Source organism: Haemophilus haemolyticus (assembly GCF_003493685.1).
GTDB lineage: Bacteria > Pseudomonadota > Gammaproteobacteria > Enterobacterales > Pasteurellaceae > Haemophilus > Haemophilus haemolyticus_O.
In genome coordinates, this window is record NZ_QQJW01000014.1 from 22060 (window position 1) to 46116 (window position 24057).

Here is a 24057-nt window from a genome sequence, read left to right on the forward strand (position 1 = left end):
ATTATAACGACTTCTTTACAAATTCTCACGCAAAAATTATGGCAAATTCATTGCTCAATTATCAATTTCATCAAGTAAAACAAACGATTAATTCTCCAACTTTGGTTTTTATTCATGGTTTGTTCGGGGATATGAATAACCTTGGAATCATCGCCAGAGCTTTTAGCGAAAATTACAATATTTTACGCGTAGATCTGCGCAATCACGGCCATAGTTTTCATTCGGAAAAAATGACTTATCAACTTATGGCTGAAGATGTTATTTCTGTCATTCGCCACTTAAATTTACCCAAAGTGATATTAATTGGTCATTCTATGGGGGGGAAAACCGCCATGAAAATCACAGCGCTTTGCCCAGAATTAGTCGAAAAATTAATTGTAATTGATATGTCTCCCCTACCTTACGAAGGATTTGGGCATAAAGATGTGTTTAATGGCTTATTCGCTGTAAAAAATGCAGCCCCTAAAACTCGTCAAGAAGCGAAACCGCTCTTAGAAAAGGAAATTGACGATCAGGATGTCGTGCAATTTATGCTGAAATCTTTTGAACCCAATTCACCTGATTATTTTCGGTTTAACCTCACCGCACTTTTCAACAATTACGCTAACATTATGGATTGGGAAAAGGTGCATGTACTCACGCCGACGCTGTTTATCAAAGGTGGAAATTCTTCTTATATAAAAATAGAGAATAGCGAAAAAATTTTAGAACAATTTCCTCATGCGACGTCTTTTACTATTAGTGGTAGTGGGCATTGGGTCCATGCTGAAAAACCTGAATTTGTTATACGTGCGATAGAGCGATTTGTAAATAAGAATTAATTAATTTAAATGAGAATACTTTTGTAGTATACTCCCACACAATTTAGGGAATATCCCCTATTTATAATCAATACGTTAAATTTTAAAAGGAAAGAAAAATGGCAGTTGTTGGTCTATTTTATGGCAGTGACACAGGCAATACCGAAAACATCGCAAAAATGATCCAAAAACAATTAGGTAATGACTTAATCGATATTCGTGATATTGCAAAAAGTAGCAAAGAAGATATTGAAGCATATGATTTCTTACTTTTCGGTATTCCGACTTGGTATTACGGCGAAGCACAAGCAGACTGGGATGATTTTTTCCCAACGCTAGAAGAAATCGATTTTACAGATAAACTCGTAGGTATTTTCGGCTGTGGCGATCAAGAAGACTATGCTGATTATTTCTGCGATGCTATCGGCACCGTGCGCGACATCGTAGAACCGCACGGCGCAATCATTGTGGGTAACTGGCCAACTGAAGGCTATACTTTTGAAGCATCAAAAGCATTATTAGAAGACGGAACTTTCATTGGGTTGTGTATTGATGAAGATCGCCAACCTGAACTCACTGCAGAACGTGTGGAAAAATGGTGTAAACAAATTTACGATGAAATGTGTTTAGCCGAGATCGCTTAGAATTTTTCACATAAAAGGAAGGGAACTTTATGTCTGAAGAAAACATTAAATTACTTAAAAAAGCTGGATTAAAAATCACTGAACCTCGTTTAACCATTCTTAGCTTAATGCAAGAACACAAAAATGAACATTTCTCAGCAGAAGATGTGTACAAAATTCTACTTGATCAAGGGAGTGAAATTGGCTTAGCGACCGTTTACAGAGTATTAAACCAATTCGATGAAGCTAATATTTTAATTCGTCACAATTTTGAAGGTAATAAATCTGTATTTGAGCTAGCACCAACTGAACACCATGATCATATTATCTGCGAAGATTGCGGAAAAGTATTTGAATTTAGTGATAATATTATTGAACAACGCCAACGTGAAATTAGCGAAAAATATGGCATTAAATTAAAAGCGCATAGTTTATATCTTTACGGGAAATGTAGTGATATTAATCATTGCGATGAAAACAATTCAAATAAATAACATCTCTAAGGCGACTCAATGTCGCCTATCTTATATTCAAATTTTATCCGAAAAAATAACCGCTCTTTTTTAAAGTGCGGTTATTTTCTATTTAAAATTTTAAGGATTAATAAACACCTTGTGCCAACATGGCATCAGCAACTTTGACAAAACCTGCTACGTTTGCGCCTACCACATAGTTAATATTTTCTTGCCCCTCAATCGTGCCGTATTTTTTACAGTTTGCATGAATATCTAACATAATACGATGCAATTGTGCATCCACTTCTTCTGCAGTCCAATACAAACGTTGTGAACTTTGCGCCATTTCTAAACCAGAAGTTGCCACACCACCAGCATTAGCCGCTTTACCAGGTCCAAATAATACACCAGCAGCCTGTAACGCTTCTGTTGCTTCAATGGTAGTTGGCATATTGGCACCTTCAGCGACCAATCTCACGCCATTTTTAATTAAAAGTTGAGCATCTGAAAGTTCTAATTCATTTTGAGTTGCACAAGGAAGCGCAATATCAACTTTAACTTCCCAAGGGCGTTTACCTTCAAAATATTGCAAACCAAATTGTTCTGCATAATCTTTCACTCGACCACGTTTCACATTTTTAATTTCTAAAAGTGCGGCTAATTTTTCAGTAGTAAATCCCTCGGCATCATAAACATAACCTGATGAGTCAGAGCAAGTCACCACTTTTGCGCCAAGAGATAATGCTTTTTCAATAGCATATTGCGCTACATTACCAGAACCTGAAACTGATACGACCTTACCCGCAAAGCTATCGCCTTTTTCAGCCAACATAGCTTGAGCAAAATAAACTAATCCATATCCCGTTGCTTCTGGACGAATTAAGCTACCACCAAAAGATAATCCACGACCAGTAAATACGCATGCAGCTTGGTTCGATAATTTTTTCATATAGCCAGCTAAATAACCAACTTCGCGCCCACCAACACCAATATCACCTGCTGGCACATCAGTATCTGCCCCTACATGACGATAAAGTTCAGCTATCAATGCTTGGCAAAAACGCATGACTTCTGCATCTGATTTTCCTTTTGGATCAAAGTCCGAACCACCTTTTGCACCGCCCATAGGCAATGTGGTTAAAGCATTTTTAAAAATTTGCTCAAAACCCAAGAATTTTAAGATTGATAAATTTACTGATGGATGGAAACGCATACCACCTTTAAATGGACCAATTGCACTGTTAAATTGTACACGAAATGCACGATTTACCTGTACTTGCCCTTTATCGTCAGTCCACGCCACACGGAATTGAAATGCACGTTCAGGCTCGACTAAACGTTCCAATAATCCCTCTGAACGATATTTAGGATTAGCTTCTAAAAAAGGCCAAATAGAAGTAAACACTTCTCTCACCGCTTGTAAAAACTCAGGTTGATGACCATCACGTTGAGCGACTTTTGCTAAGAATGTATCTAAGGAAGCAACTGTTGACATAATGAATTTCCTTCTTTGTTGTTGATGTTGTGTGTATTGTGTTTTTTAATTATGTTCGCCTCATCGGGCACACTGATAATATGCAATGAGCGATTTAACGTTGCAACAATTTTTATGAAGGAAATTTAAAGAAAAACAAAATTGAAAGAAATTATCTAAAAAATCACCCAATTTATTAAATAGAAAATAAAAACAAAGATAATAACCTAATAAAATGATGATGTTTTAGGTGAAAATACGACACTTTTACTAAGCTATAAATCACATTTAGTCGTGAATAAAGAAAAGATATTGTTTTATGAAAAAGCAACGCGACGATGTCATCAATGCAATAAAAAAGGGGCTAAGCCCCCATTTAATATATTAATCGATTCATTATTCTGTTTTTTCTGATTCATCGTTGTTTTCAACCGCACTTTCATCATCTTTGGGTTGATAAAAACGAGCTACTAATAGGCCAAGCTCAAAGAGCAAGCACATCGGCACCGCGAGTAAAGTTTGTGAAAAAACGTCAGGAGGCGTTAAAAGCATGCCGATAAAAAATGCCCCCACGATAATATAAGGACGTTTTCCTGAAAGTGCTTTTACTGTTGTTACGCCAGTCCAGCAAAGTAGAATGATAGCTATCGGCACTTCAAAACACACACCAAAAGCTAAAAACAATGCCAAAGCGAAATCTAAATAGCTGCTGATATCTGTTGCAATAGCAACGCCTTCTGGTGCAGTTTGTGTGAAGAAACTAAAGACAAACGGGAAAACAACGTAATAAGCAAAAGACACGCCACAATAAAATAAAATCGTACTTGAAAATAGCAACGGATAAATCATCCGTTTTTCATGTTGGTACAATGCTGGCGCAACAAAAGCCCAAATTTGATAAAGCAAATAAGGGACAGAAATAAAAACAGCGACAATCGCTGTCAATTTAATTGGCGTAAAGAAAGGCGTTTGAATATTGGTTGCGATCATCGTCGCACCTTTTGGCATAACCGTTGTTAAAGGTGCAGCAACGAAATGATAAATATCATTGGAAAAATACACCAATGCGACAAAAACCAATACCACACAAATCACACAGCGTAATAAACGGTTTCTTAGCTCAACAAGGTGTGTAATTAGAGGTTGAGATTCATCCACATTACTCATAAAAACTCGCTATGATTCAGTTTTTGAAGATTGAGATTTTGGTGCTGGAGCAATTTCAATCTCATCCGGCGGATAATAATCAGATAAACGCTCGGTCAATTCTGCTTGCTCGTGGGCTTCAAGTGCGGTTAAATCTGCAGGTGTTTTTTCTACTTCAGGTAAAGTTTCTGTAGAATCCTCTGTTAATGCCACATTTTGAGGTTTTTCTGCATTTTCAGCCTCACTTTTAATTTCTTTAATTTGCTCTTCCACTGTTGTACCAGCTTGAGCTGCTTTATCTTCTAGCTCGGCTTTCATTTTATCTGCTTGAGCTTTTAATTCTTCCACCGTTTTACTCAATTCTGGTGAAAGGGTTTGCAAGTTTAAAGATTCAGCTTTTTTGATACTATCCTGTAATTCTTGCAATTTTAGTTCTTGTTTCAACTCATTTTGCACATTGGCAGCTAAACCACGAATCGTTTTCACCCAGCCCATCACTGTGCGAATAGCGACAGGTAAACGCTTCGGTCCTAGCACAACTAGGCCAACCACCATTAACAAAACAAGTTCTGAAAAACCAATATCAAACACGGATTAAGCCTGTTCTTTCTCTTTTGTAGTTTCAGTTTTTGCAGATGTTGCATTATTGTCAATAGACTTAAATTCTGCATCTTTTGCTTTTTCGTCATCTTGCATTGCTTTCTTAAAGCCTTTCACTGCTGCGCCAAGATCTGAACCTGCATTTCTTAATTTTTTCGTACCGAAAACCAATAAAATGACTACTAATAAGATAATCATTTGAGCAGGGGATAAACCAAACATAATAAACTCCGTTCTGTAAAAAAGAAAAAATTTGGGTCGGAATATACCCTTTTTACCCACTTAGAACAATAGCTATCGGGGATTATTTTCAATTTATCACGATATTAATGATAAAACGCAATATATGAATAAACTAAAAATGGCTAAAAATTTCTTTCTAGCCATTTTATCTTTATTTCCAAATGCGGGAATCTAATATTTTCTTACGTAATTCAGGGTGTTCGTCAATTTTAAACTCTGGTGTTTTTCCTTCTTTAAGCTGGCGTTGATAATCCTTCATCAATTTCCATACGATTGGCGACAACATCAAAATTGCGATCAAGTTAATGATTGCCATGACGGCCATTACCGTATCTGCGAAATTCCACACCACATTGCCTGAACGAACTGAACCAAAATACACGAAGAATAGCACCATTAAACGGAACAACAAGACAAACCAAGGTTTATTTTTAATAAAACGGATATTACTTTCCGCATAAGCATAGTTACCAATAATAGAAGAATAAGCGAATAACAATAAAATAAATGCAAGGAAATGTACGCCAAATTCACCTACATGATATTGCAAGGCATTTTGCGTAAGTGAGATACTTTTGAGCGTTTCGCTACCATAATTATTTGAAAGCAAAATAATCACGGCAGTACAAGAACAAACAATCATAGTATCAACAAAAACACCGAGCATTTGCACTAAACCTTGGCTAACTGGATGCTTTACGTGTGCTGCTGCAGCCGAATTAGGCGCAGAACCCATCCCCGCTTCGTTTGAGAATAAACCACGTTTAATCCCCATCATCATTGCTTTTGATACAAGCGCACCAAACATTCCGCCAGCGGCAGCATCAAAACTAAATGCACTTTGAATAATACGATGAATCACGGAAGGAATCATATCAATATGCATGCCAAGAATAATCACCGCCATAATCAAATAGAAAAGAGCCATCATTGGCACAAGACTACTCGAAATAATCGCAATACGCTTAACGCCACCGAAAATAATAAGTGCGGTCAAAATTACTAATGAAATACCGACATATTCCCCTTTCCAATTCCACGCATTGCCCGTTGCTTCAACAATGGAGTTCGCCTGTACAGAATTAAAGGCAAAGCCAAATGTAAAAATTAATGCAAGCGCAAAAGCCACTGCCATACAACGTGATTTTAAACCTTGCACAATATAATAAGCAGGGCCACCACGGAATGAGCCATCTTTATCCTGAATTTTAAATAATTGAGCAAGAGTGGATTCAGCGAAAGCACTCGACATACCAATAAATGCCGTTACCCACATCCAAAACACTGCGCCTTCGCCTCCCAAGGCGATAGCCGTTGCAACCCCACCAATGTTACCAACACCAACGCGACTCGCAAGACCTGTCGTAAACGCTTGAAAAGGTGTTAACGAACTTCCTTCCACTGCACGACCAAACCACATTTCACGAAGGCTTGCTGGGAATAAACGGAACTGCACAAATCCTGTTGTAATGGTAAAAAATAGACCCGTCCCAAGCAAAATAATAATTGTTGCATCCCATAAAGGTCCATCAAAGTGTGCGACTATCCAAGTTAGCACTTCTTCTAACATTTTTGAAAATTCAAATTCCATAATCATTCCTCAAGCGATAAATAATTTGATTGTATGAGTTTTCAATGAAAAGGCGAGATTTTTTAATGATTTCTCTAAAGAAAAGAAACACAAACAAGAAAAAATCTAATAAATTTAGAATATTCTAAATATTTTCCAAAACAAAGGGCGTATTATTTGAACACGCCCCACTAGTTTGTTGAATTATTTGGTCAAAAACAACGCTGCCGCACCACGCACACCACCAGAATCGCCGTGTTTCGCTTTTTTAATTGGTGGAACTTTTGCTGTCCGCATCAAGTGAGGCGGTAATGCTTTTGGTAAAGCCTCATAAAGGTAATCAAAATTAGATAATCCACCGCCGAGTACAATCATATGCGGATCAAATGCCGTAATGATATTGCCAATAGAAATCGCCGCCAACTCAACAAAAAGATTCACAAAATCTACCGCACTTTCATTGCCTTGATAGAACAAATCAATAATTTCACGAGCAGATAATGTTTCGCCTTTCAAATCTCGATAAAGCATTTCAAAACCGCGACCAGACAAATAATTATCCAAACAAGCCTTGTTGCCACAACCACATTGATAAATAGGGGCGTTATCCCATCCCAATAATTTCAAGGCATGATAATTTAGTTGTAAATGACCAAGCTCTCCCGCCATTCCCACTTGACCTGAATGAACTTTACCATTTAAGACAAAGCCGCCACCAAAACCAGTTCCAAGAATTAAACCAAGTACAGTCGGATATTGCTGATTTTCCGTATCCCACGCTTCAGATAATGCAAAACAATTTGCATCATTTTCTGCCCGCACTTCACGGTCTAAACGCACAGACAAATCGCGTAAAATCGGTTTATTATCTGCCACACGAATATTGGTAATTTCAGCTAATCCAGTTTGTTGATTCACAAAACCAGGCACGCCCAAACCTACTGTGCCCACCTCACCAAACTTTTCATCAGCACGATTCACTAAATCCACAATCGTGTTAAGCCATTCTTCATAGTCGTTTTTAGGTGTAGGTACCCGTTCAGAATATAATTTTTCTAATTTTTCATTGAATACGGCAAGCTCTATTTTCGTGCCACCAATATCTAAACCATAATACATAATCTGCTCCTTTATAAAGAAGTGCGGTTAAAATTAGCCAAAATTTTAACCGCACTTAAATCATTATTTTATGACGAAGATCGCCTTTTTCTTTAAAAAGGCAAAAATAATGCTATTAATCAACCATGCCAGCAATGTCGCCACTAATAAATCAATTGGGTAATGCATGCCTAATCGCACACGGCTAATCAACATCAATAAGCCCCACACCGCAATACCGGCCACCAGCAATTTTGCTTTAAAAGAACGGTTACCCAATAATTGGGTAAAGCCAACAGCAAGCATAAGCCAAGTTGCTGCAAAAATCGTATGCCCAGAGGGAAACGAATAGCCCGTTTCATTTTCATAATGATGAACTAACCAAGCTGGCGTGATGGCATCCATCGAATAAAAATCCTTAGCGATTTCTGCACGCTGAGTGCGGTCATTTTTATAAAAGTTTTCAGGCGTTGAATGAGTTTTCTCAGCTAGATAAACGGTGAACGGACGAGGTTCTTCAAATAATGCTTTTGCCCCCGTTTTTGCGGCTTGAGTTGCAATAACTGAAATCCCCATCACAATTACGCCTAATAGCCATTGTTTTGGATTTTTGAATAAAAAGGTAAACAAAAGCGTAAATAACACACAGGTGATCAAAGCATAAGGTACGCTACCCGTTTCAGTGAGCAAATAAAGCCAATAATCAGCTTGAGTTAATTGGCTATTACCATACCACTGATAGGAAATACCCCAAATAAAAAATGGTACAAGACAAAGTAATAACGTATATAATGACAGCCTTTTGAACATGCTCGCCCCTTGATAATAAAAAATAATGCGCGCATTCTAACAGAAATGACTACGAATAAGGATCACTTTATGGCAAAAATTCAGCTAGTTGCGCAAGCCAATTTACCCACTGAATACGGTATTTTCAAAATGGTGGGATTTGAATTTCCAGATACAAAAAAAGAACATGTAGCCTTAGTGATGGGCGATATATCTAATGCTGATGAACCTGTGTTAGCACGCATCCATTCTGAATGTTTAACAGGCGATGCGCTTCACAGCTTAAAATGCGATTGTGGGTTCCAACTGGCGACAGCGTTGAAACAAATTAAAGAAGAAGGTCGCGGTGTCTTAATTTATCATCGTGAAGAAGGCCGTGGCATTGGTTTGATTAATAAAATCCGTGCTTATTCTTTGCAAGATAAAGGAATGGATACCATTGAAGCCAATCTAGCTTTAGGTTTCAAAGCAGATGAACGCAACTTTGAAGTCTGCGCCGATATGTTCGAGCTACTTGGTGTCAAAAAAGTTCGCTTGATGACCAACAACCCAGAAAAAGTAGAAACCATGAAAAAAGCAGGTATCAACGTGGTTGAACGAGTACCACTTAATGTCGGCGAAAACCGCTACAACACAAAATATCTTGATACTAAAGCGAAAAAAATGGGGCATTACATTGTGCATAACAATGATGAACAACATTTAATGACTTGCCCGCATTGCCAGGAAGAGATTATTTAATAAAATAATACATGTAAAAAAAGCCATGCTGTTGTATTGAACAGTGTGGCTTTTTTATTTAAACTTTATGTCATGGAATAATCAAAAGATTTTTTAGCATATTGCTAAAAACGAGAAACCCCGTCTCGTATTCCAAAGATCGGGGCTTATCAGGAGTAAGTAAAATGAAAAAAACGCTCTTTTTCATTTTCTTGATTATCTGTTGTTTAGTTAGCTGTTCTGGTACAGTTATCTAAGATAATCGCTACGGGGACGATGTAGGAGTTGTCCCCAATGCCTCCAATCTTAAAGAATTCTTTCCTTGATTGCAAGCGTGATTACTAATTTTTAACCTTTCTCCACAAATCTTTACTGTAAATGACACCGACAGAATTTACTTGCGCACCCATTATACTTGGTGCGAGATAAACGGGTATACTATATTGAAAAATGGGTAACACTAAATATTCTTGTTGAACTATCCCTTTTAATTTCGCGTAATTTTCTAACCGCACTTTTTCGGATGTTGTCGTCATTGCACTTTCAAATAAACGATCAAATTCTGCATTTTTATAGCCATTTTTGTTATCTGGGCTTTTTGAATAGAACAAATTTAGAAATGCTGCAGGATCATTAAAATCAGCACACCAGCCAGAACGAATTAATTGAAAATCGCCTTTTGTGCGGGCGGTTTGCAATTCTTGCCAACTCATCCCTTGATTTTCAACTCGTAATAAATCTGATTGCGATAATTGACGATTTAATCGCATTGCAATAGTTTGATTCAGAGACGAATCATCATAACGAATGCGTAATTTCAACGGATGAGTTTCACTAATTTGGTTTTGGGAAAGAAGCTGTTCTACAACAACTGGCTCCCAAACAGATTCTTGCTCACCTAGCATAGATTTAGGTAAAAAAGTATTGCTAGGATGAAGATGAGCAATATCTGCAACCAAATTTTTCGTAGAAACCATCGAAACAATCGCTTTTCTTAGCGCACTTTTTTGCAACATAGGATCGGCAAGATTAAACTCATAGAAGTAAGTACAAAGTCGCGGATAATCTTGGATATTTTGAACTGATTTTTTGGGATTTAATACAATATCAAAATCAGACAAATCTGCATCGACTGCAATTTTTTGATACTTCACTTGCTGAAATATTACTTTTTCTTTTGCCCAATAATAAGGATTGGGTGTTAAAACTTGCTGATTATTATCTTGACTTTGTAATTGATAGGCACCATTGCTGATAAGGGTTTCAGTCGATTTCGTATAGCGAGGTAAAAGGCTGACGTGCGCCAGCATAGAAGGTAAATATGGCGATGCTTTATCTAATTCAATGCGTAAAGTGCGGCCATTTTCGGCAAATAATCCTAGTGATTCCACAGCTAGCGTTTTTTCCAATACTGCCTTAGCATTTTTCAGATTCATAAAAGCCAAATAATTTTTAAGTGGGCTTTCAGATTGAGAAAGTGCTTGCCAAGATTGCACAAAATCTGATGCAGTGATAGGCTTACCATTCGACCATTTAGCATGTTCACGCAAAATGAAAATCCAAGTTTTATTGTCTTCGGTTTGCCAACTTTCTGCTACAGCTGGAACAAGATTACCTTGCGCATCATAAGCTGTTAATCCTTCAAAAAGATCTCGTAACAATTGAGTTTGTTCTTCGTTTTGTGCTTGCCAAGGTTGCAAAGTCAAATCGCCATAAACACCACGTTTTAATTCAACTCGATTAGATTCCAATTGAGTATTTTTTGGTGCCTCAACTTGTGGCGAAATAGGCTTGGGACTATCCAATTTATCACAAGCCACCATCGTAAAAATAATGGAAAAAATAACCGCACTTCGCTGGCACAACGCGAACAAATTATTCATTTTCAGTTTTAACCCAAAATAAGAAGAACCAAAACTTAATACAAATCAATGCAGCAATAACGCCACGCCCTATTACGCTTGGCGTAAAATAAAAACCAATTAGTAGCATTGTGGTAACAAAAGTCAAAATACAAATTTTGGTATTTTTCTTTAATGCTCGATTTTCATTAAAAGACTTGAGATGTTTTTGATAAATACTTGTGCCTAAAAACCATTGTTCTAAGCGTTTTGAACCTTTTGCAAAGAAAAATAAAGTAAGTAATAAAAAAGGCGTGGTCGGTAAAATAGGAAGGAAAATTCCAATGATGCCAAGTGCAAGTGAAAGAAAACCTAAAATAATGTAAATAATTTTCATAATGTTCCTAATAAAAAGAAAATGCGAACCATTATTACTGATTTTTTAGATTTTTCAACCTTGATATTATAGAATTTGCCGTCACATAAAAAGTAGTTTTCAAAAAAGGAACATTTATGTCTATGTCAAATCCATTACTTAACATTCAAGGCTTACCGCCATTTTCACAAATCAAGCCAGAACATATTCAACCAGCTGTTGAAAAATTAATTCAAGATTGTCGAGATACGATAGAACAAGTGTTAAAACAACCGCACTTTACTTGGGAAAATTTCATTTTGCCTTTAACGGAAACTAATGATCGCTTAAATCGTGCGTGGTCCCCCGTTTCTCATCTCAATTCAGTAAAAAATAGTACTGAATTACGTGAAGCCTATCAAGCGTGCTTGCCGTTACTTTCTGAATACAGCACTTGGGTTGGTCAGCATAAAGGGCTTTATAATGCCTATTTAGAGTTAAAAAATAGTGCTGAATTTGCGGACTATTCTATTGCACAGAAGAAAGCCATTGAAAATTCACTGCGTGATTTTGAACTTTCAGGTATCGGGCTTTCAGAAGATAAACAACAACGTTATGGCGAAATTGTGGCGCGCTTATCGGAATTAAATTCACAATTTAGCAATAACGTATTAGATGCCACCATGGGTTGGGAAAAAGTCATTGAAAACGAAGCAGAACTTGCTGGCTTACCTGAATCCGCACTACAAGCTGCACAACAATCTGCCAAAAGTAAAGGATTAAAGGGCTATCGTTTTACGTTAGAAATCCCAAGTTATTTGCCAGTCATGACTTACTGTGAAAATCGTGCATTGCGTGAAGAAATGTACCGAGCTTATGCAACACGCGCCTCTGAACAAGGCCCTAATGCTGGCAAATGGGATAACAGTAAAGTTATGGAAGAAATTCTTACATTACGCGTGGAATTGGCGAAATTACTCGGTTTTAATACTTACACCGAACTTTCACTTGCCACCAAAATGGCAGAAAACCCACAACAAGTGCTTGATTTCTTAGATCATCTTGCCGAACGTGCTAAACCACAAGGCGAAAAAGAACTGCAAGAATTGAGAGATTACTGCGAAAAAGAATTTGGTGTCACTGAACTTGCGCCTTGGGATATTGGTTTTTACAGCGAAAAACAAAAACAACATTTATACGCTATTAATGATGAAGAACTTCGCCCTTACTTTCCTGAAAATCGCGTGATTTCAGGTTTATTTGAATTGATTAAACGCATTTTCAATATTCGTGCAGTGGAACGCAAAGGCGTGGATACTTGGCATAAAGATGTGCATTTTTTTGATTTAATTGATGAAAACGATCAACTCCGTGGCAGTTTCTATCTTGATTTATATGCACGTGAACACAAACGTGGTGGTGCGTGGATGGATGATTGTATTGGGCGCAAGCGTAAACTGGATGGCAGCATTCAAACGCCTGTGGCTTATTTAACTTGCAACTTCAACGCACCGATAGGGAATAAACCAGCCTTATTTACGCACGATGAAGTCACCACGCTATTCCACGAATTTGGGCACGGCATTCATCATATGCTTACACAAATTGATGTCTCCGATGTAGCGGGTATTAATGGCGTGCCTTGGGATGCGGTGGAATTACCAAGTCAATTTATGGAAAACTGGTGCTGGGAAGAGGAGGCATTGGCGTTTATTTCAGGGCATTACGAAACAGGCGAGCCGTTGCCAAAAGAAAAACTCACGCAATTGTTAAAAGCGAAAAATTTCCAAGCCGCAATGTTTATCTTACGTCAGCTTGAATTTGGGATTTTTGATTTCCGCTTACATCACACCTTTGATGCGGAAAAAACCAATCAAATATTAGAAACACTTAAAGCGGTGAAATCACAAGTTGCCGTCATAAAAGGCGTAGATTGGGCAAGAGCGCCACACAGCTTCAGCCATATTTTTGCTGGAGGCTATGCCGCAGGTTATTACAGCTATTTATGGGCTGAAGTATTATCGGCGGACGCTTATTCACGCTTTGAAGAAGAAGGTATTTTCAACCCAATCACCGGCAAATCATTCTTAGATGAAATTCTCACGCGTGGTGGCTCAGAAGAACCAATGGAACTCTTCAAACGCTTCCGTGGCCGTGAACCGCAATTAGATGCGTTGTTAAGACATAAAGGAATTATGAACTAATACGTCAAACTATAGGGCATGCACGACATGCCCTTTCTCAAATATTTTCCTCTAAAAAAGCCATTCATAAAAACATTGCAAATTTCAACCGCACTTTATCAAGACAAAACCTGAAAACGAGACATTATTTTTACAAATAGCCGCAAGATAAACTCATAGAAATTCACGCAGAATAGACTAATTTCCTGTATAATTTTTCACATATCTATCCAACTCATTACACAAAATATTCTGAGGATTTTATGGCTGCTGCAATTCAACAACGTGCCGAACTTCAACGTCGTATTTGGCAAATTGCTAATGATGTGCGTGGCTCGGTCGATGGCTGGGATTTCAAACAATATGTGCTTGGCACACTTTTTTACCGTTTTATTAGCGAAAATTTTGCCAATTACATTGAAGCGGGCGATGAAAGCGTAAATTATGCCCAATTACCTGATGAAATCATTACACCAGACATTAAAACAGATGCCATTAAAACCAAAGGCTACTTTATTTACCCAAGCCAATTATTTAAGAATGTCGCGGCTAATGCTGGCAGCAATCCTAATTTGAATACTGATTTAAAACAGATTTTTACTGATATTGAAAACTCAGCGATGGGCTTTCCGTCTGAACAAGATATCAAAGGCTTATTTGCCGATTTTGATACTACCAGCAATCGCTTAGGCAACACCGTAAAAGATAAAAACGACCGCTTAACGGCTGTTTTGAAAGGCGTGGCTGAACTTGATTTTGGCAAATTTGAAGATAACCACATTGATTTATTTGGCGATGCATACGAATATCTTATTTCTAACTATGCCGCCAATGCAGGCAAATCTGGTGGCGAATTTTTCACCCCACAAAGTGTTTCCAAACTCATTGCTCAAATTGCAATGCACGGGCAAACCTCGGTCAATAAAATTTATGACCCTGCAGCAGGTTCTGGCTCACTTTTGCTTCAAGCCAAAAAACAATTTGATGAACATATTATTGAAGAAGGCTTTTTCGGGCAGGAAATAAACCACACCACATACAACCTTGCCCGTATGAATATGTTTTTGCATAACATCAACTACGACAAGTTTGATATTGCTTTAGGCAACACCTTAATGGAACCACAATTTGGCGATGATAAACCTTTCGATGCCATTGTTTCCAACCCGCCTTACTCCGTGAAATGGGTTGGCTCCGACGATCCCACATTGATTAACGATGAACGATTTGCCCCCGCAGGTGTGCTTGCTCCAAAATCAAAAGCAGATTTTGCCTTTATTTTACACGCATTAAGCTATCTTTCAGGCAAAGGCAGGGCGGCGATTGTCTCCTTCCCCGGCATTTTTTATCGTGGCGGTGCGGAGCAAAAAATTCGTCAATATTTGGTGGATAATAATTTTGTGGAAACAGTGATTGCCCTTGCACCTAATCTATTTTACGGCACCAGTATTGCCGTGAATATTTTGGTTTTGTCCAAGCACAAACCCAATACCCAAACCCAATTTATCGATGCCAGCGGTTTATTTAAATCCGCCACCAATAACAACATTTTAGAAGAGGAACATATTGAGCAAATCCTAAAACTCTTTGCCGATAAAGAGGATGTGCCGCATTTGGCAAAATCCGTATCCTTTGAAGAAATCGCCCAAAATGACTACAACCTTGCAGTAAGTTCGTATGTGGAACAAAAAGACACCCGCGAAGTAATTAATATTGATGAACTCAATGCTCAAATTCGTAAAACAGTTGCCAATATTGACCGCTTGCGTGCGGAGATTGACAAGATTGTGGCGGAAATTGAGGGATAAAATGTAGGGAGGGCTTCAGCCCACCCTACGAGGAGCAACAAAAATACAATGAAAAGCAACCGCACTTTTTTAGAAAAATTATTGGATGGGGCTGAGGTTGAGTGGAAAACTCTCGACGAAATATTCCATTTAAAAAATGGCTATACCCCATCAAAAGGAGTGAAAGAATATTGGGAAAACGGCTCAATTCCTTGGTTTAGAATGGAAGATATTCGAGAAAATGGACGCATTTTAAATACAGCATTACAAAAGGTTTCAGAAAGTGCGGTTAAAGGCGGAAAACTTTTCCCCGCAAATTCAATTATTATTGCAACCTCTGCAACTATTGGTGAACACGCTTTAATAACCATACCATTTTTAGCAAATCAAAGATTTACGGTTTTATCTTTAAAACCAGAATATATCGATAAATTTAATATTTATTTTCTATACCATTACTGTTTTACGCTTGATGACTGGTGTCAAAAAAATACTACTATGTCTAGTTTTGCATCCGTTGATATGAATGGATTTAGGAGATTTCCAATCCCCATCCCCCCACTCTCTATCCAAACCGAAATCGTCCGAATTTTGGACGCATTGACAGCACTTACCAGCGAGCTTACCAGCGAGCTTATACTACGCCAGAAGCAATATGAATACTATCGGGAAAAATTATTATCTTTTGATAGCTTAGAACAATTAAATTACGGGGGGGGGGAAGAAGAAACTTATTGATGTGGCTATTTATGCAAAATCACGCATCTCGACTGATAAATTGGATAAAGAAAATTATATAGGGGTAGAAAATTTACTTCAAAATAAACTGGGTAAAACAAGTTCCAATTATGTACCAACTGAAGGCTCATTTATTGAATATCTTCCTAATGATATTTTAATTGGAAACATTCGTCCCTATTTAAGAAAAATCTGGTTAGCAGATAAAACAGGTGGAACAAATGGTGATGTGTTAGTTATACGATTGACAGATGAAAACATTATTCCACGTTATCTTTATCATATATTGGCAAATGAACATTTCTTTGAATATAACGTTAAATATTCAAAAGGTGCAAAAATGCCTCGAGGGGATAAAACTGCAATTTTGCAATATGAGTTTGATGTTCCCCCACTTGAAGAACAACACCGCATCGTTTCAATCTTAGACAAATTTGAAACCTTAACTAATTCCATCACCGAAGGCTTGCCGTTGACAATTGAACAAAGCCAAAAGCGGTATGAATATTACCGAGAATTGCTATTAAATTTCTCGTAACCCGTAGGGTGGGCTTCAGCCCACCAATTAACCATAACAAACGGTGGGTTAAAGCTCACCCTACAAATTTGAGAAAAAATAATGAACGACTTAATCATCTACAACACAGACGATGGTAAATCTCACGTTGCTTTATTGGTTGTTGAAAATGAGGCTTGGCTGACCCAAAATCAGCTTGCGGAACTTTTTGACACCTCTGTACAAAATGTAACCACCCACATAAAAAATATATTACAAGACAAAGAGTTAGATGAATTTTCAGTTATTAAGGATTACTTAATAACTGCCCAAGATGGCAAGCAATATCAAGTAAAACATTATTCCCTTGATATGATTCTCGCCATCGGCTTTCGTGTGCGTAGCCCTCGTGGTGTACAGTTTCGTCGTTGGGCGAATACGCAATTACGTACTTATTTAGATAAAGGTTTTCTATTAGATAAAGAGCGGTTGAAAAATCCTCAAGGTCGATTTGATCATTTTGATGAATTACTGGAACAAATTCGTGAAATTAGAGCCAGTGAATTGCGGTTTTATCAAAAAGTACGAGAATTATTTAAATTATCCAGTGACTACGATAAAACAGATAAAGTCACTCAAATGTTTTTTGCAGAAACACAAAATAAGTTGATTTATGCCATTACACAACAAACCGCCGCAGAACTCATTTGTACGCGTGCAAATGCCAAATTGCCTAATATGGGTCTTACCTCTTGGAAAGGTGCTGTTGTACGTAAAGGCGATATTATTATCGCTAAAAACTATTTAACTCATGATGAATTAGATTCCTTGAATCGTTTAGTTATGATCTTTTTAGAAAGTGCCGAATTACGCGTTAAAAACCGTCAAGATCTGACATTAAATTTCTGGCGTAATAATGTCGATAATTTAATTGAATTTAACGGTTTTCCGTTGCTTATCGGTAATGGAACCCGAACCGTAAAACAAATGGAAACCTTTACCAAAGAACAATATGCCTTATTTGATCAGGTCAGAAAACAGCAAAAACGCATACAAGCTGATAATGAAGATTTAGAAATTTTAGAAAAATGGCAAAAAGATCTGAAAAAGCAAAAGCATTAAGGAACTACTTATGACCCAATACAAAACTATCGCTGAATCCAATAATTTTATCGTTTTAGATCAATATAATAAATTTGTGGAAGAACCTAATACTGGTTATCAAACAGAAGGGAGCCTTGAGCGTGAGTTTATTCGTGATTTACAAGCTCAAGGCTATGAGTATTTACAAGGGCTTAATAATCACGATGAACTGATTAAAAACTTACGTGTTCAATTACAACGGTTGAATAATGTGGTTTTCTCTGATGCAGAATGGCAACGTTTTTTAGAGGAATATTTGGATAAACCGAGCGATAGTCTGATTGAGAAAACCCGCAAAATTCACGATGATTATATTTATGATTTTGTATTCGATAACGGACGCATTCAGAACATCTATTTGCTTGATAAGAAAAATCTTGCCAATAATTCTCTGCAAGTCATCAATCAATTTGAGCAAACTGGCAGCTATGATAATCGTTATGATGTGACAATTTTGGTGAATGGTTTACCCCTTGTACATATTGAACTGAAAAAACGCGGCGTAGCCATTCGTGAAGCCTTTAATCAAATTCATCGCTACAGCAAAGAAAGTTTCAATAAAGAAAATTCACTTTTCAAATATCTGCAAATTTTTATAATCTCCAACGGAACTGACACCCGCTATTTTGCCAACACAACGAAACGTAATAAAAATAGCTTTGATTTCACAATGAATTGGGCAACCGCAAAAAATACCCTGATTAAAGATTTAAAGGATTTTACCGCGACTTTCTTACAAAAACATACTCTGCTCAATGTGTTGGTAAATTACTGCGTGTTTGATGTTTCTGATACTCTATTGATTATGCGTCCGTATCAAATTGCCGCTACTGAGCGTATTCTATGGAAAATCAAAAGTTCATATCACGCCAAAAATTGGAGCAACAAAGAAAGTGGCGGTTATATTTGGCATACCACAGGTTCAGGCAAAACGCTTACCAGTTTTAAAGCATCTCGCCTTGCGACAGAATTAGACTTTATTGAAAAAGTATTCTTCGTAGTAGATAGAAAAGATTTGGACTATCAAACCATAAAAGAATACCAACGCTTTTCACCAGATAGCGTGAATGGTTCGGAAAGTACGGCTGGGCTAAAACGCAATATCGAAAAAGACGACAATAAGATCATTGTTACCACCATTCAAAAACTCAACAACCTGATGAAATCGGAAGATAAATTGCCGATTTACGATAAACAAGTGGTTTTTATCTTTGATGAATGTCACCGTTCTCAATTTGGTGAAGCACAAAAAAATCTAACGAGAAAGTTTAAAAAATACTATCAATTTGGTTTTACAGGCACACCGATTTTCCCTGAAAACGCATTAGGTGCGGAAACGACAGCAAGTGTGTTCGGTACGGAATTGCATTCTTATGTGATTACCGATGCTATTCGTGATGACAAAGTACTGAAATTCAAGGTCGATTACAACGATGTCCGCCCACAATTTAAAGCCTTAGAAACAGAAAAAGATCCTGAAAAATTAACCGCACTTGAGCAGAAACAAGCCTTTTTACACCCTAAGCGTATTAAAGAAATCTCGCAATATTTGCTTAACAATTTTAAACAAAAAACCCACCGCTTGAATGCCATAGGTAAAGGCTTTAATGCAATGTTTGCGGTAAGCAGTGTGGAAGCAGCAAAACGTTATTACGAAACCTTACAAAATTTACAGGCAGAGCAGGAACATCCGTTAAAAATTGCAACAATCTTTTCGTTTGCAGCCAATGAAGAGCAAGATGCGATTGGCGATATTCCAGATGAGACCTTTGAACCAACTGCTCTAAACAGTACGGCAAAAGAATTTTTAACAAAAGCCATTGATGATTACAATCACTACTTTGGCACGAATTATGGCGTAGATAGTCAATCATTCCAAAATTACTATCGCGATCTTGCCAAACGCGTGAAAAATCAGGAAGTGGATTTACTGATTGTGGTCGGAATGTTCTTAACAGGCTTTGATGTCCCTACGTTGAATACTCTTTTCGTGGACAAAAACTTGCGTTATCACGGATTAATGCAGGCTTTTTCTCGAACCAACCGCATTTATGACACAACTAAAACCTTTGGGAATATCGTCACTTTCCGCGATTTGGAACAAAATACCATTGATGCAATCACGCTATTTGGCGATAAAAATACGAAGAATGTCATACTAGAAAAAAGCTACGACAGCTATTTTAACGGTGATGACAATCAACGTGGTTATTTAGAGGTTGTTCAAGAACTGCAAAATCGCTTTCCTAATCCAACAGAAATTGAAACAGAGCAAGATAAAAAAGAGTTTGTAAAATTATTTGGCGAATATTTGCGTATTGAAAATATTTTGCAAAATTACAATGAGTTTGCAGCATTGCAAGCCTTACAAGCGGTCGATTTAAATGAGCCGATTGCAATGGAGAAATTCAAGCAAGTACATTATGTGAATGATGAACAAATTGCAGAAATGCTGAAAGTTCCTACTTTACCAGTAAGAACAGAGCAAGATTATCGTTCAACTTATAATGATATTCGCGATTGGTTACGCCAAAGAAAAGAGGGGAATGATAAAGATAATTCGCCGATAAATTGGGATGATGTCGTATTTGAAGTGGATTTATTAAAATCTCAAGAAATCAATTTGGATTACATTCTTGCGTTAATTTTCGAACATCATAAGAAAAACCAAGACAAAGAGGTGCTAATTGATGAAATCCGCCGTACAGTTCGTTCAAGTTTGGGTAACCGTGCGAAAGAGAGCTTGATTGTCGATTTTATCAACCAAACAAATTTAGATGATATTTCCGATAAAGCGACTTTAATTGACTCATTCTTCCTATTTGCTCAAGCAGAACAGCAAAAAGAAGCAGAAACCTTAATTCAAGAAGAAAATTTGAATGTCGATGCAGCAAAACGCTATATCAGCACTTCATTAAAACGCGAGTATGCCAGTGAAAACGGCACGGCACTTAATGAAGTATTGCCAAAAATGAGTCCACTTAATCCACAATATCTCACTAAAAAGCAGACGATTTTCCAAAAAATTGCTGCATTTGTAGAGAAATTTAAAGGGGTTGGTGGGAAAATTTAAATTTAATACATCAATCATTAAATCCAGCAGTTTGATCCTAAAACTGCTGGATTATTGTTATCTGTTCAAATAAAAATTGATTAGTTTTTACAAAATTGAGCTAAATCTTCTACATATTCCAACCAACGATTTCTAATTTCATCAATCAATTCACCGCAATTAAAAATATCAGAATTTTTAGCCGCACTTTCTAAAGTATCCGCTAATTGACGTAAATGATTTAACCCCACCGATGCCGCTGCGCCTTTAATTTTATGGGCGGTATCTTCTGTTTCTTTCATCTTATCTTTTGATAATTGAGCAAGATAATTTGGCATAGTTTGTTTGAATAAAGATAAATTTTCTAAAATTTGGGATTTTCCAAGCGTTTCAATCAGCGCTAAATCAAACTGTTCTGAAAGCTCATTATCATCATTCATGTCTATAATCGATTCGCTTTCATCCGCAAAAAATTGCTGCAGACAATGGTGTAAATCCTTAATTGAAATAGGTTTACGTAATACACCATCCATACCCATTTCTAAATATTCTTGCTCGCTTTGCATAACATTGGCGGTAAAAGCAATCATTGGCGGTAAAAAATCATAAATACCGTTCTCATAGTTCTCTCGCAAATATTGTGCGATTTCAAAACCACTCATATCTGGTAATTTAATATCTAGCAATAAAATGTCGTAAACATTTTTCTCAAATAAAGTGATCGCCTGCTTGCCATTTGTCGTAACATCAACATGATGCCCAAGTTTTTCTAAAATAGTTTTCGCAACCATAATATTGAGGTCAACATCTTCCACTAAAAGAATATTCAGGGACGGAATATTTTTCTTAACAGATTCTTTTTCAGAAATTTCTTGAGCCTGGAGAGTAAGATGGAAAGTAGCGCCTTTTCCTCGCTCACTTTCAACCGTTAAATCCCCTTCCATTAGCTGAGCAAGATTTTTAGAAATAGCCAGCCCAATTCCGCTACCCGCACTTTGCTGACGACTTTCTTTCACTTGATAATACATTTCAAAAATATGTTTTTGTTCTTCAGGCGAAATCCCCATTCCTGTATCTTTCACAATAAAATTGTAACAGTCCTGATTTCGCATTATTTTCAGAATAATATTTCCCTGATCCGTAAACTTCACCGCATTACTAATTAAGTTCCACAAAATTTGGCTCAAGCGAACACGATCAAGATTCAGCCAATTAGGTAGATTTTGTTCAAGCTCTAAAGAAAAAATAAGATTTTTTTGTTTGGCGAGGAAACTAGAAAAATTATAAATGTCGTTTAATAAGGCGGGGAAATCTGTTGGCTGACGATTTAATTCAATTCGGCTGGCATCAATTTTTTCCAAATCAATAATATCGCTAAAAATATAGCCTAAACTGACCGCACTTATGTTGATAGTTTTCAAATAATTACGCTGACGATCATCTAATTCATCATCAAGTAAAATCTGGCTAAGCCCGACAATTCCATTCAATGGCGTGCGCAATTCATGGCTTATTGTAGCAAGTAAGGTACTTTTATCACGGCTATTTTTTTCTAACTTTTCCAATGCTTGGGATAATTTTTTCTGAGCGGCAATTCGCTCGGCAACCTCATTTTCCAACCGATTAACCGAACTAGAAAGATCAAGGCGAGAATGTTCAAGTTTTTCGACCAATAAAGTGAAAAAATAAATAACAAAAGGCGCAGTGAGTAAGCCAAAAGTTACCGAACGAAAAATATCTACCCAAGCAATCTGATGAACAATAAATAGACTAAATAAAATCTGAGTACAAAGTGCTAAAACCGCGAGAATCATCACGCCTAAAAGAGAAAAACGAAGTCGCCCAAGACGAATAACCCAATCCACATAACTCTGAGCAAAATATTTGAAATTTTTCATCAAATCTCCTAAAACATTATTATCGTTATAAAAAAACTGTGCATACAGGCTTTATTATATCCATAAAGTAAAAGAGATTGTTATTACTATGTGTGCGTAAGAAATGAAAAACTTAGTCTTTATTAATTATCTGTTTGACTAAAATTTGTAATTCAGGAATAACTTGTTCTTCAAACCAAGGATTCTTTGTTATCCAAAGCTGATTACGTGGGGAAGGATGCACGAGAGGCATAAAGTGCGGTAAGAATTGACGATAATTTTTAACAGTGTTAGTTACATTATCTTTATTTTCAGATAAATAATATTTCTGTGCATATTGCCCAATAAGAATAGTGAGCTGAATATTAGGTAAATGCTCTAAAATCATTGGATGCCATTTTTCGGCGAAACCTTGACGAGGCGGTAAGTCACCAGATTTACCTTTTCCAGGATAATAGAAATCCATAGGAAGAACTGCAAATATCCCAGAATTATAAAAATAATCGTAATCTACTCCCAACCATTCTCGCAGACGATCACCGCTTTTATCATTCCAATATAAACGAGTTTGCTCAGCTTTTAACCCTGGAGCTTGACCTACAATATTAATTCGAGCTGTTTTAGGCACCGAAAATAAAGGGAAAATTCCACGACATGTAAAATCTTTATTTTGAGGATCGGCGATAATACTTGAAGTTATTTCGTCTAAAGTTTTAAGCATAATGGAGGTCATTAGAAATGAATGTATAAAGTCTATTTGAAAAATATGAAAAATCAAAACGGTAAATGATATAAACAGACATATTTATTGAAAATTAAAATCAAATTCTTATTTGATTAAATCATGAATAGATTATAAAAAACAAAAACCCCACTTGTTCAACTGGGGTTCTTCTGTTTTTATTTAATTTAACTTAGATAAGTATTTGGTAACCTGGCAGTGCCCTACTCTCACATGGGGATGCCCCACACTACCATCGGCATTACAGCGTTTCACTTCTGAGTTCGGTATGGTTCAGGTGGTTCCACCGCACTATCGCCGCCAGGATAATTCTTTGATAACTTGT

The 24057-nt window shown here is 37.0% G+C and carries 19 protein-coding genes, 1 rRNA gene and 1 pseudogene; 9 read left to right on the forward strand and 12 right to left on the reverse strand.

Annotated elements, in window-relative coordinates; genetic code table 11:
- The first annotated feature begins 38 nt into the window (after positions 1 to 38).
- The 3 genes from DV434_RS09380 to fur all read left to right on the forward strand — a co-directional run bounded on the left by DV434_RS09380 (position 39) and on the right by fur (position 1917).
- Positions 39 to 821, forward strand: coding sequence for an alpha/beta fold hydrolase (locus tag DV434_RS09380; RefSeq protein ID WP_118785839.1), 783 nt, complete (start codon positions 39 to 41; stop codon positions 819 to 821).
- A 98-nt stretch (positions 822 to 919) separates the two neighbouring features.
- The gene (fldA, locus tag DV434_RS09385; RefSeq protein ID WP_118785840.1) at positions 920 to 1444 is read left to right on the forward strand and encodes a flavodoxin FldA; all 525 of its coding nucleotides are present in this window, start codon (positions 920 to 922) and stop codon (positions 1442 to 1444) included.
- A 29-nt stretch (positions 1445 to 1473) separates the two neighbouring features.
- Complete coding sequence (fur, locus tag DV434_RS09390; protein WP_046938890.1) at positions 1474 to 1917, forward strand: ferric iron uptake transcriptional regulator; 444 nt, start codon at positions 1474 to 1476, stop codon at positions 1915 to 1917.
- A 106-nt stretch (positions 1918 to 2023) separates the two neighbouring features.
- On the opposite strand, the gene gdhA is transcribed toward fur, so the two are convergent.
- The 7 genes from gdhA to DV434_RS09425 all read right to left on the reverse strand — a co-directional run bounded on the left by gdhA (position 2024) and on the right by DV434_RS09425 (position 8819).
- Positions 2024 to 3373 (reverse strand): NADP-specific glutamate dehydrogenase, encoded by a 1350-nt coding sequence (gene gdhA / locus DV434_RS09395; protein WP_118785841.1) that lies wholly within the window; start codon positions 3371 to 3373, stop codon positions 2024 to 2026.
- Between the two features lie 375 nt (positions 3374 to 3748).
- Positions 3749 to 4519: a twin-arginine translocase subunit TatC gene (gene tatC / locus DV434_RS09400; protein ID WP_053466165.1), complete on the reverse strand. Its 771-nt coding sequence runs from the start codon at positions 4517 to 4519 to the stop codon at positions 3749 to 3751.
- A gap of 9 nt (positions 4520 to 4528) precedes the next feature.
- Positions 4529 to 5089 carry a Sec-independent protein translocase protein TatB gene (gene tatB / locus DV434_RS09405; protein ID WP_118785842.1) on the reverse strand — a complete coding sequence of 187 codons (561 nt, stop codon included), beginning with the start codon at positions 5087 to 5089 and terminating at the stop codon, positions 4529 to 4531.
- Between the two features lie 3 nt (positions 5090 to 5092).
- Complete coding sequence (gene tatA / locus DV434_RS09410) at positions 5093 to 5320, reverse strand: twin-arginine translocase TatA/TatE family subunit (RefSeq protein WP_005629124.1); 228 nt, start codon at positions 5318 to 5320, stop codon at positions 5093 to 5095.
- Between the two features lie 172 nt (positions 5321 to 5492).
- A complete protein-coding gene (locus tag DV434_RS09415) occupies positions 5493 to 6932 on the reverse strand; it encodes an alanine/glycine:cation symporter family protein (protein WP_192881508.1) in 1440 nt (479 codons plus the stop codon).
- Positions 6933 to 7115: 183 nt separating this feature from the next.
- Complete coding sequence (nagK, locus tag DV434_RS09420; RefSeq protein WP_118785844.1) at positions 7116 to 8030, reverse strand: N-acetylglucosamine kinase; 915 nt, start codon at positions 8028 to 8030, stop codon at positions 7116 to 7118.
- Between the two features lie 63 nt (positions 8031 to 8093).
- A complete protein-coding gene (locus tag DV434_RS09425; protein WP_118785845.1) occupies positions 8094 to 8819 on the reverse strand; it encodes a phosphatase PAP2 family protein in 726 nt (241 codons plus the stop codon).
- Positions 8820 to 8888: 69 nt separating this feature from the next.
- Here DV434_RS09425 and ribA point away from each other — a divergent pair, with 69 nt between their 5' ends.
- Positions 8889 to 9539: a GTP cyclohydrolase II gene (gene ribA, locus DV434_RS09430; protein ID WP_118785846.1), complete on the forward strand. Its 651-nt coding sequence runs from the start codon at positions 8889 to 8891 to the stop codon at positions 9537 to 9539.
- 320 nt (positions 9540 to 9859) lie between these two features.
- On the opposite strand, the gene DV434_RS09435 is transcribed toward ribA, so the two are convergent.
- Both DV434_RS09435 and DV434_RS09440 read right to left on the reverse strand, forming a co-directional pair.
- Positions 9860 to 11401, reverse strand: coding sequence for a peptide ABC transporter substrate-binding protein (locus tag DV434_RS09435; RefSeq protein WP_118785847.1), 1542 nt, complete (start codon positions 11399 to 11401; stop codon positions 9860 to 9862).
- Complete coding sequence (locus tag DV434_RS09440; protein ID WP_118785848.1) at positions 11394 to 11756, reverse strand: YbaN family protein; 363 nt, start codon at positions 11754 to 11756, stop codon at positions 11394 to 11396. Before DV434_RS09440 ends, DV434_RS09435 begins: the two co-directional genes overlap by 8 nt.
- 122 nt (positions 11757 to 11878) lie before the next feature.
- Here DV434_RS09440 and prlC point away from each other — a divergent pair, with 122 nt between their 5' ends.
- The 5 genes and pseudogenes from prlC to DV434_RS09470 all read left to right on the forward strand — a co-directional run bounded on the left by prlC (position 11879) and on the right by DV434_RS09470 (position 21134).
- A complete protein-coding gene (gene prlC / locus DV434_RS09445) occupies positions 11879 to 13918 on the forward strand; it encodes an oligopeptidase A (protein WP_118785856.1) in 2040 nt (679 codons plus the stop codon).
- Positions 13919 to 14160: 242 nt separating this feature from the next.
- On the forward strand, positions 14161 to 15705 hold the full coding sequence (locus tag DV434_RS09450) for a type I restriction-modification system subunit M (protein WP_118785849.1): 1545 nt from the start codon (positions 14161 to 14163) through the stop codon (positions 15703 to 15705).
- Positions 15706 to 15753: 48 nt separating this feature from the next.
- Positions 15754 to 16957, forward strand: a pseudogene (locus DV434_RS11025) (restriction endonuclease subunit S); the annotation flags it as partial.
- A gap of 84 nt (positions 16958 to 17041) precedes the next feature.
- The gene (locus DV434_RS09465; RefSeq protein WP_118785851.1) at positions 17042 to 18040 is read left to right on the forward strand and encodes a virulence RhuM family protein; all 999 of its coding nucleotides are present in this window, start codon (positions 17042 to 17044) and stop codon (positions 18038 to 18040) included.
- Between the two features lie 10 nt (positions 18041 to 18050).
- The gene (locus DV434_RS09470; protein ID WP_118811593.1) at positions 18051 to 21134 is read left to right on the forward strand and encodes a type I restriction endonuclease subunit R; all 3084 of its coding nucleotides are present in this window, start codon (positions 18051 to 18053) and stop codon (positions 21132 to 21134) included.
- Positions 21135 to 21214: 80 nt separating this feature from the next.
- Here DV434_RS09470 and DV434_RS09475 read toward each other — a convergent pair whose 3' ends face one another.
- The 3 genes from DV434_RS09475 to rrf form a co-directional block, all read right to left on the reverse strand.
- Positions 21215 to 23011, reverse strand: a complete 1797-nt coding sequence (locus DV434_RS09475; RefSeq protein WP_118785853.1) for an ATP-binding protein — start codon at positions 23009 to 23011, stop codon at positions 21215 to 21217.
- 112 nt (positions 23012 to 23123) lie between these two features.
- A complete protein-coding gene (locus DV434_RS09480) occupies positions 23124 to 23711 on the reverse strand; it encodes a uracil-DNA glycosylase family protein (protein ID WP_118785854.1) in 588 nt (195 codons plus the stop codon).
- A gap of 211 nt (positions 23712 to 23922) precedes the next feature.
- Positions 23923 to 24037 (reverse strand): 5S ribosomal RNA (gene rrf, locus DV434_RS09485).
- Positions 24038 to 24057 lie beyond the last annotated feature (20 nt).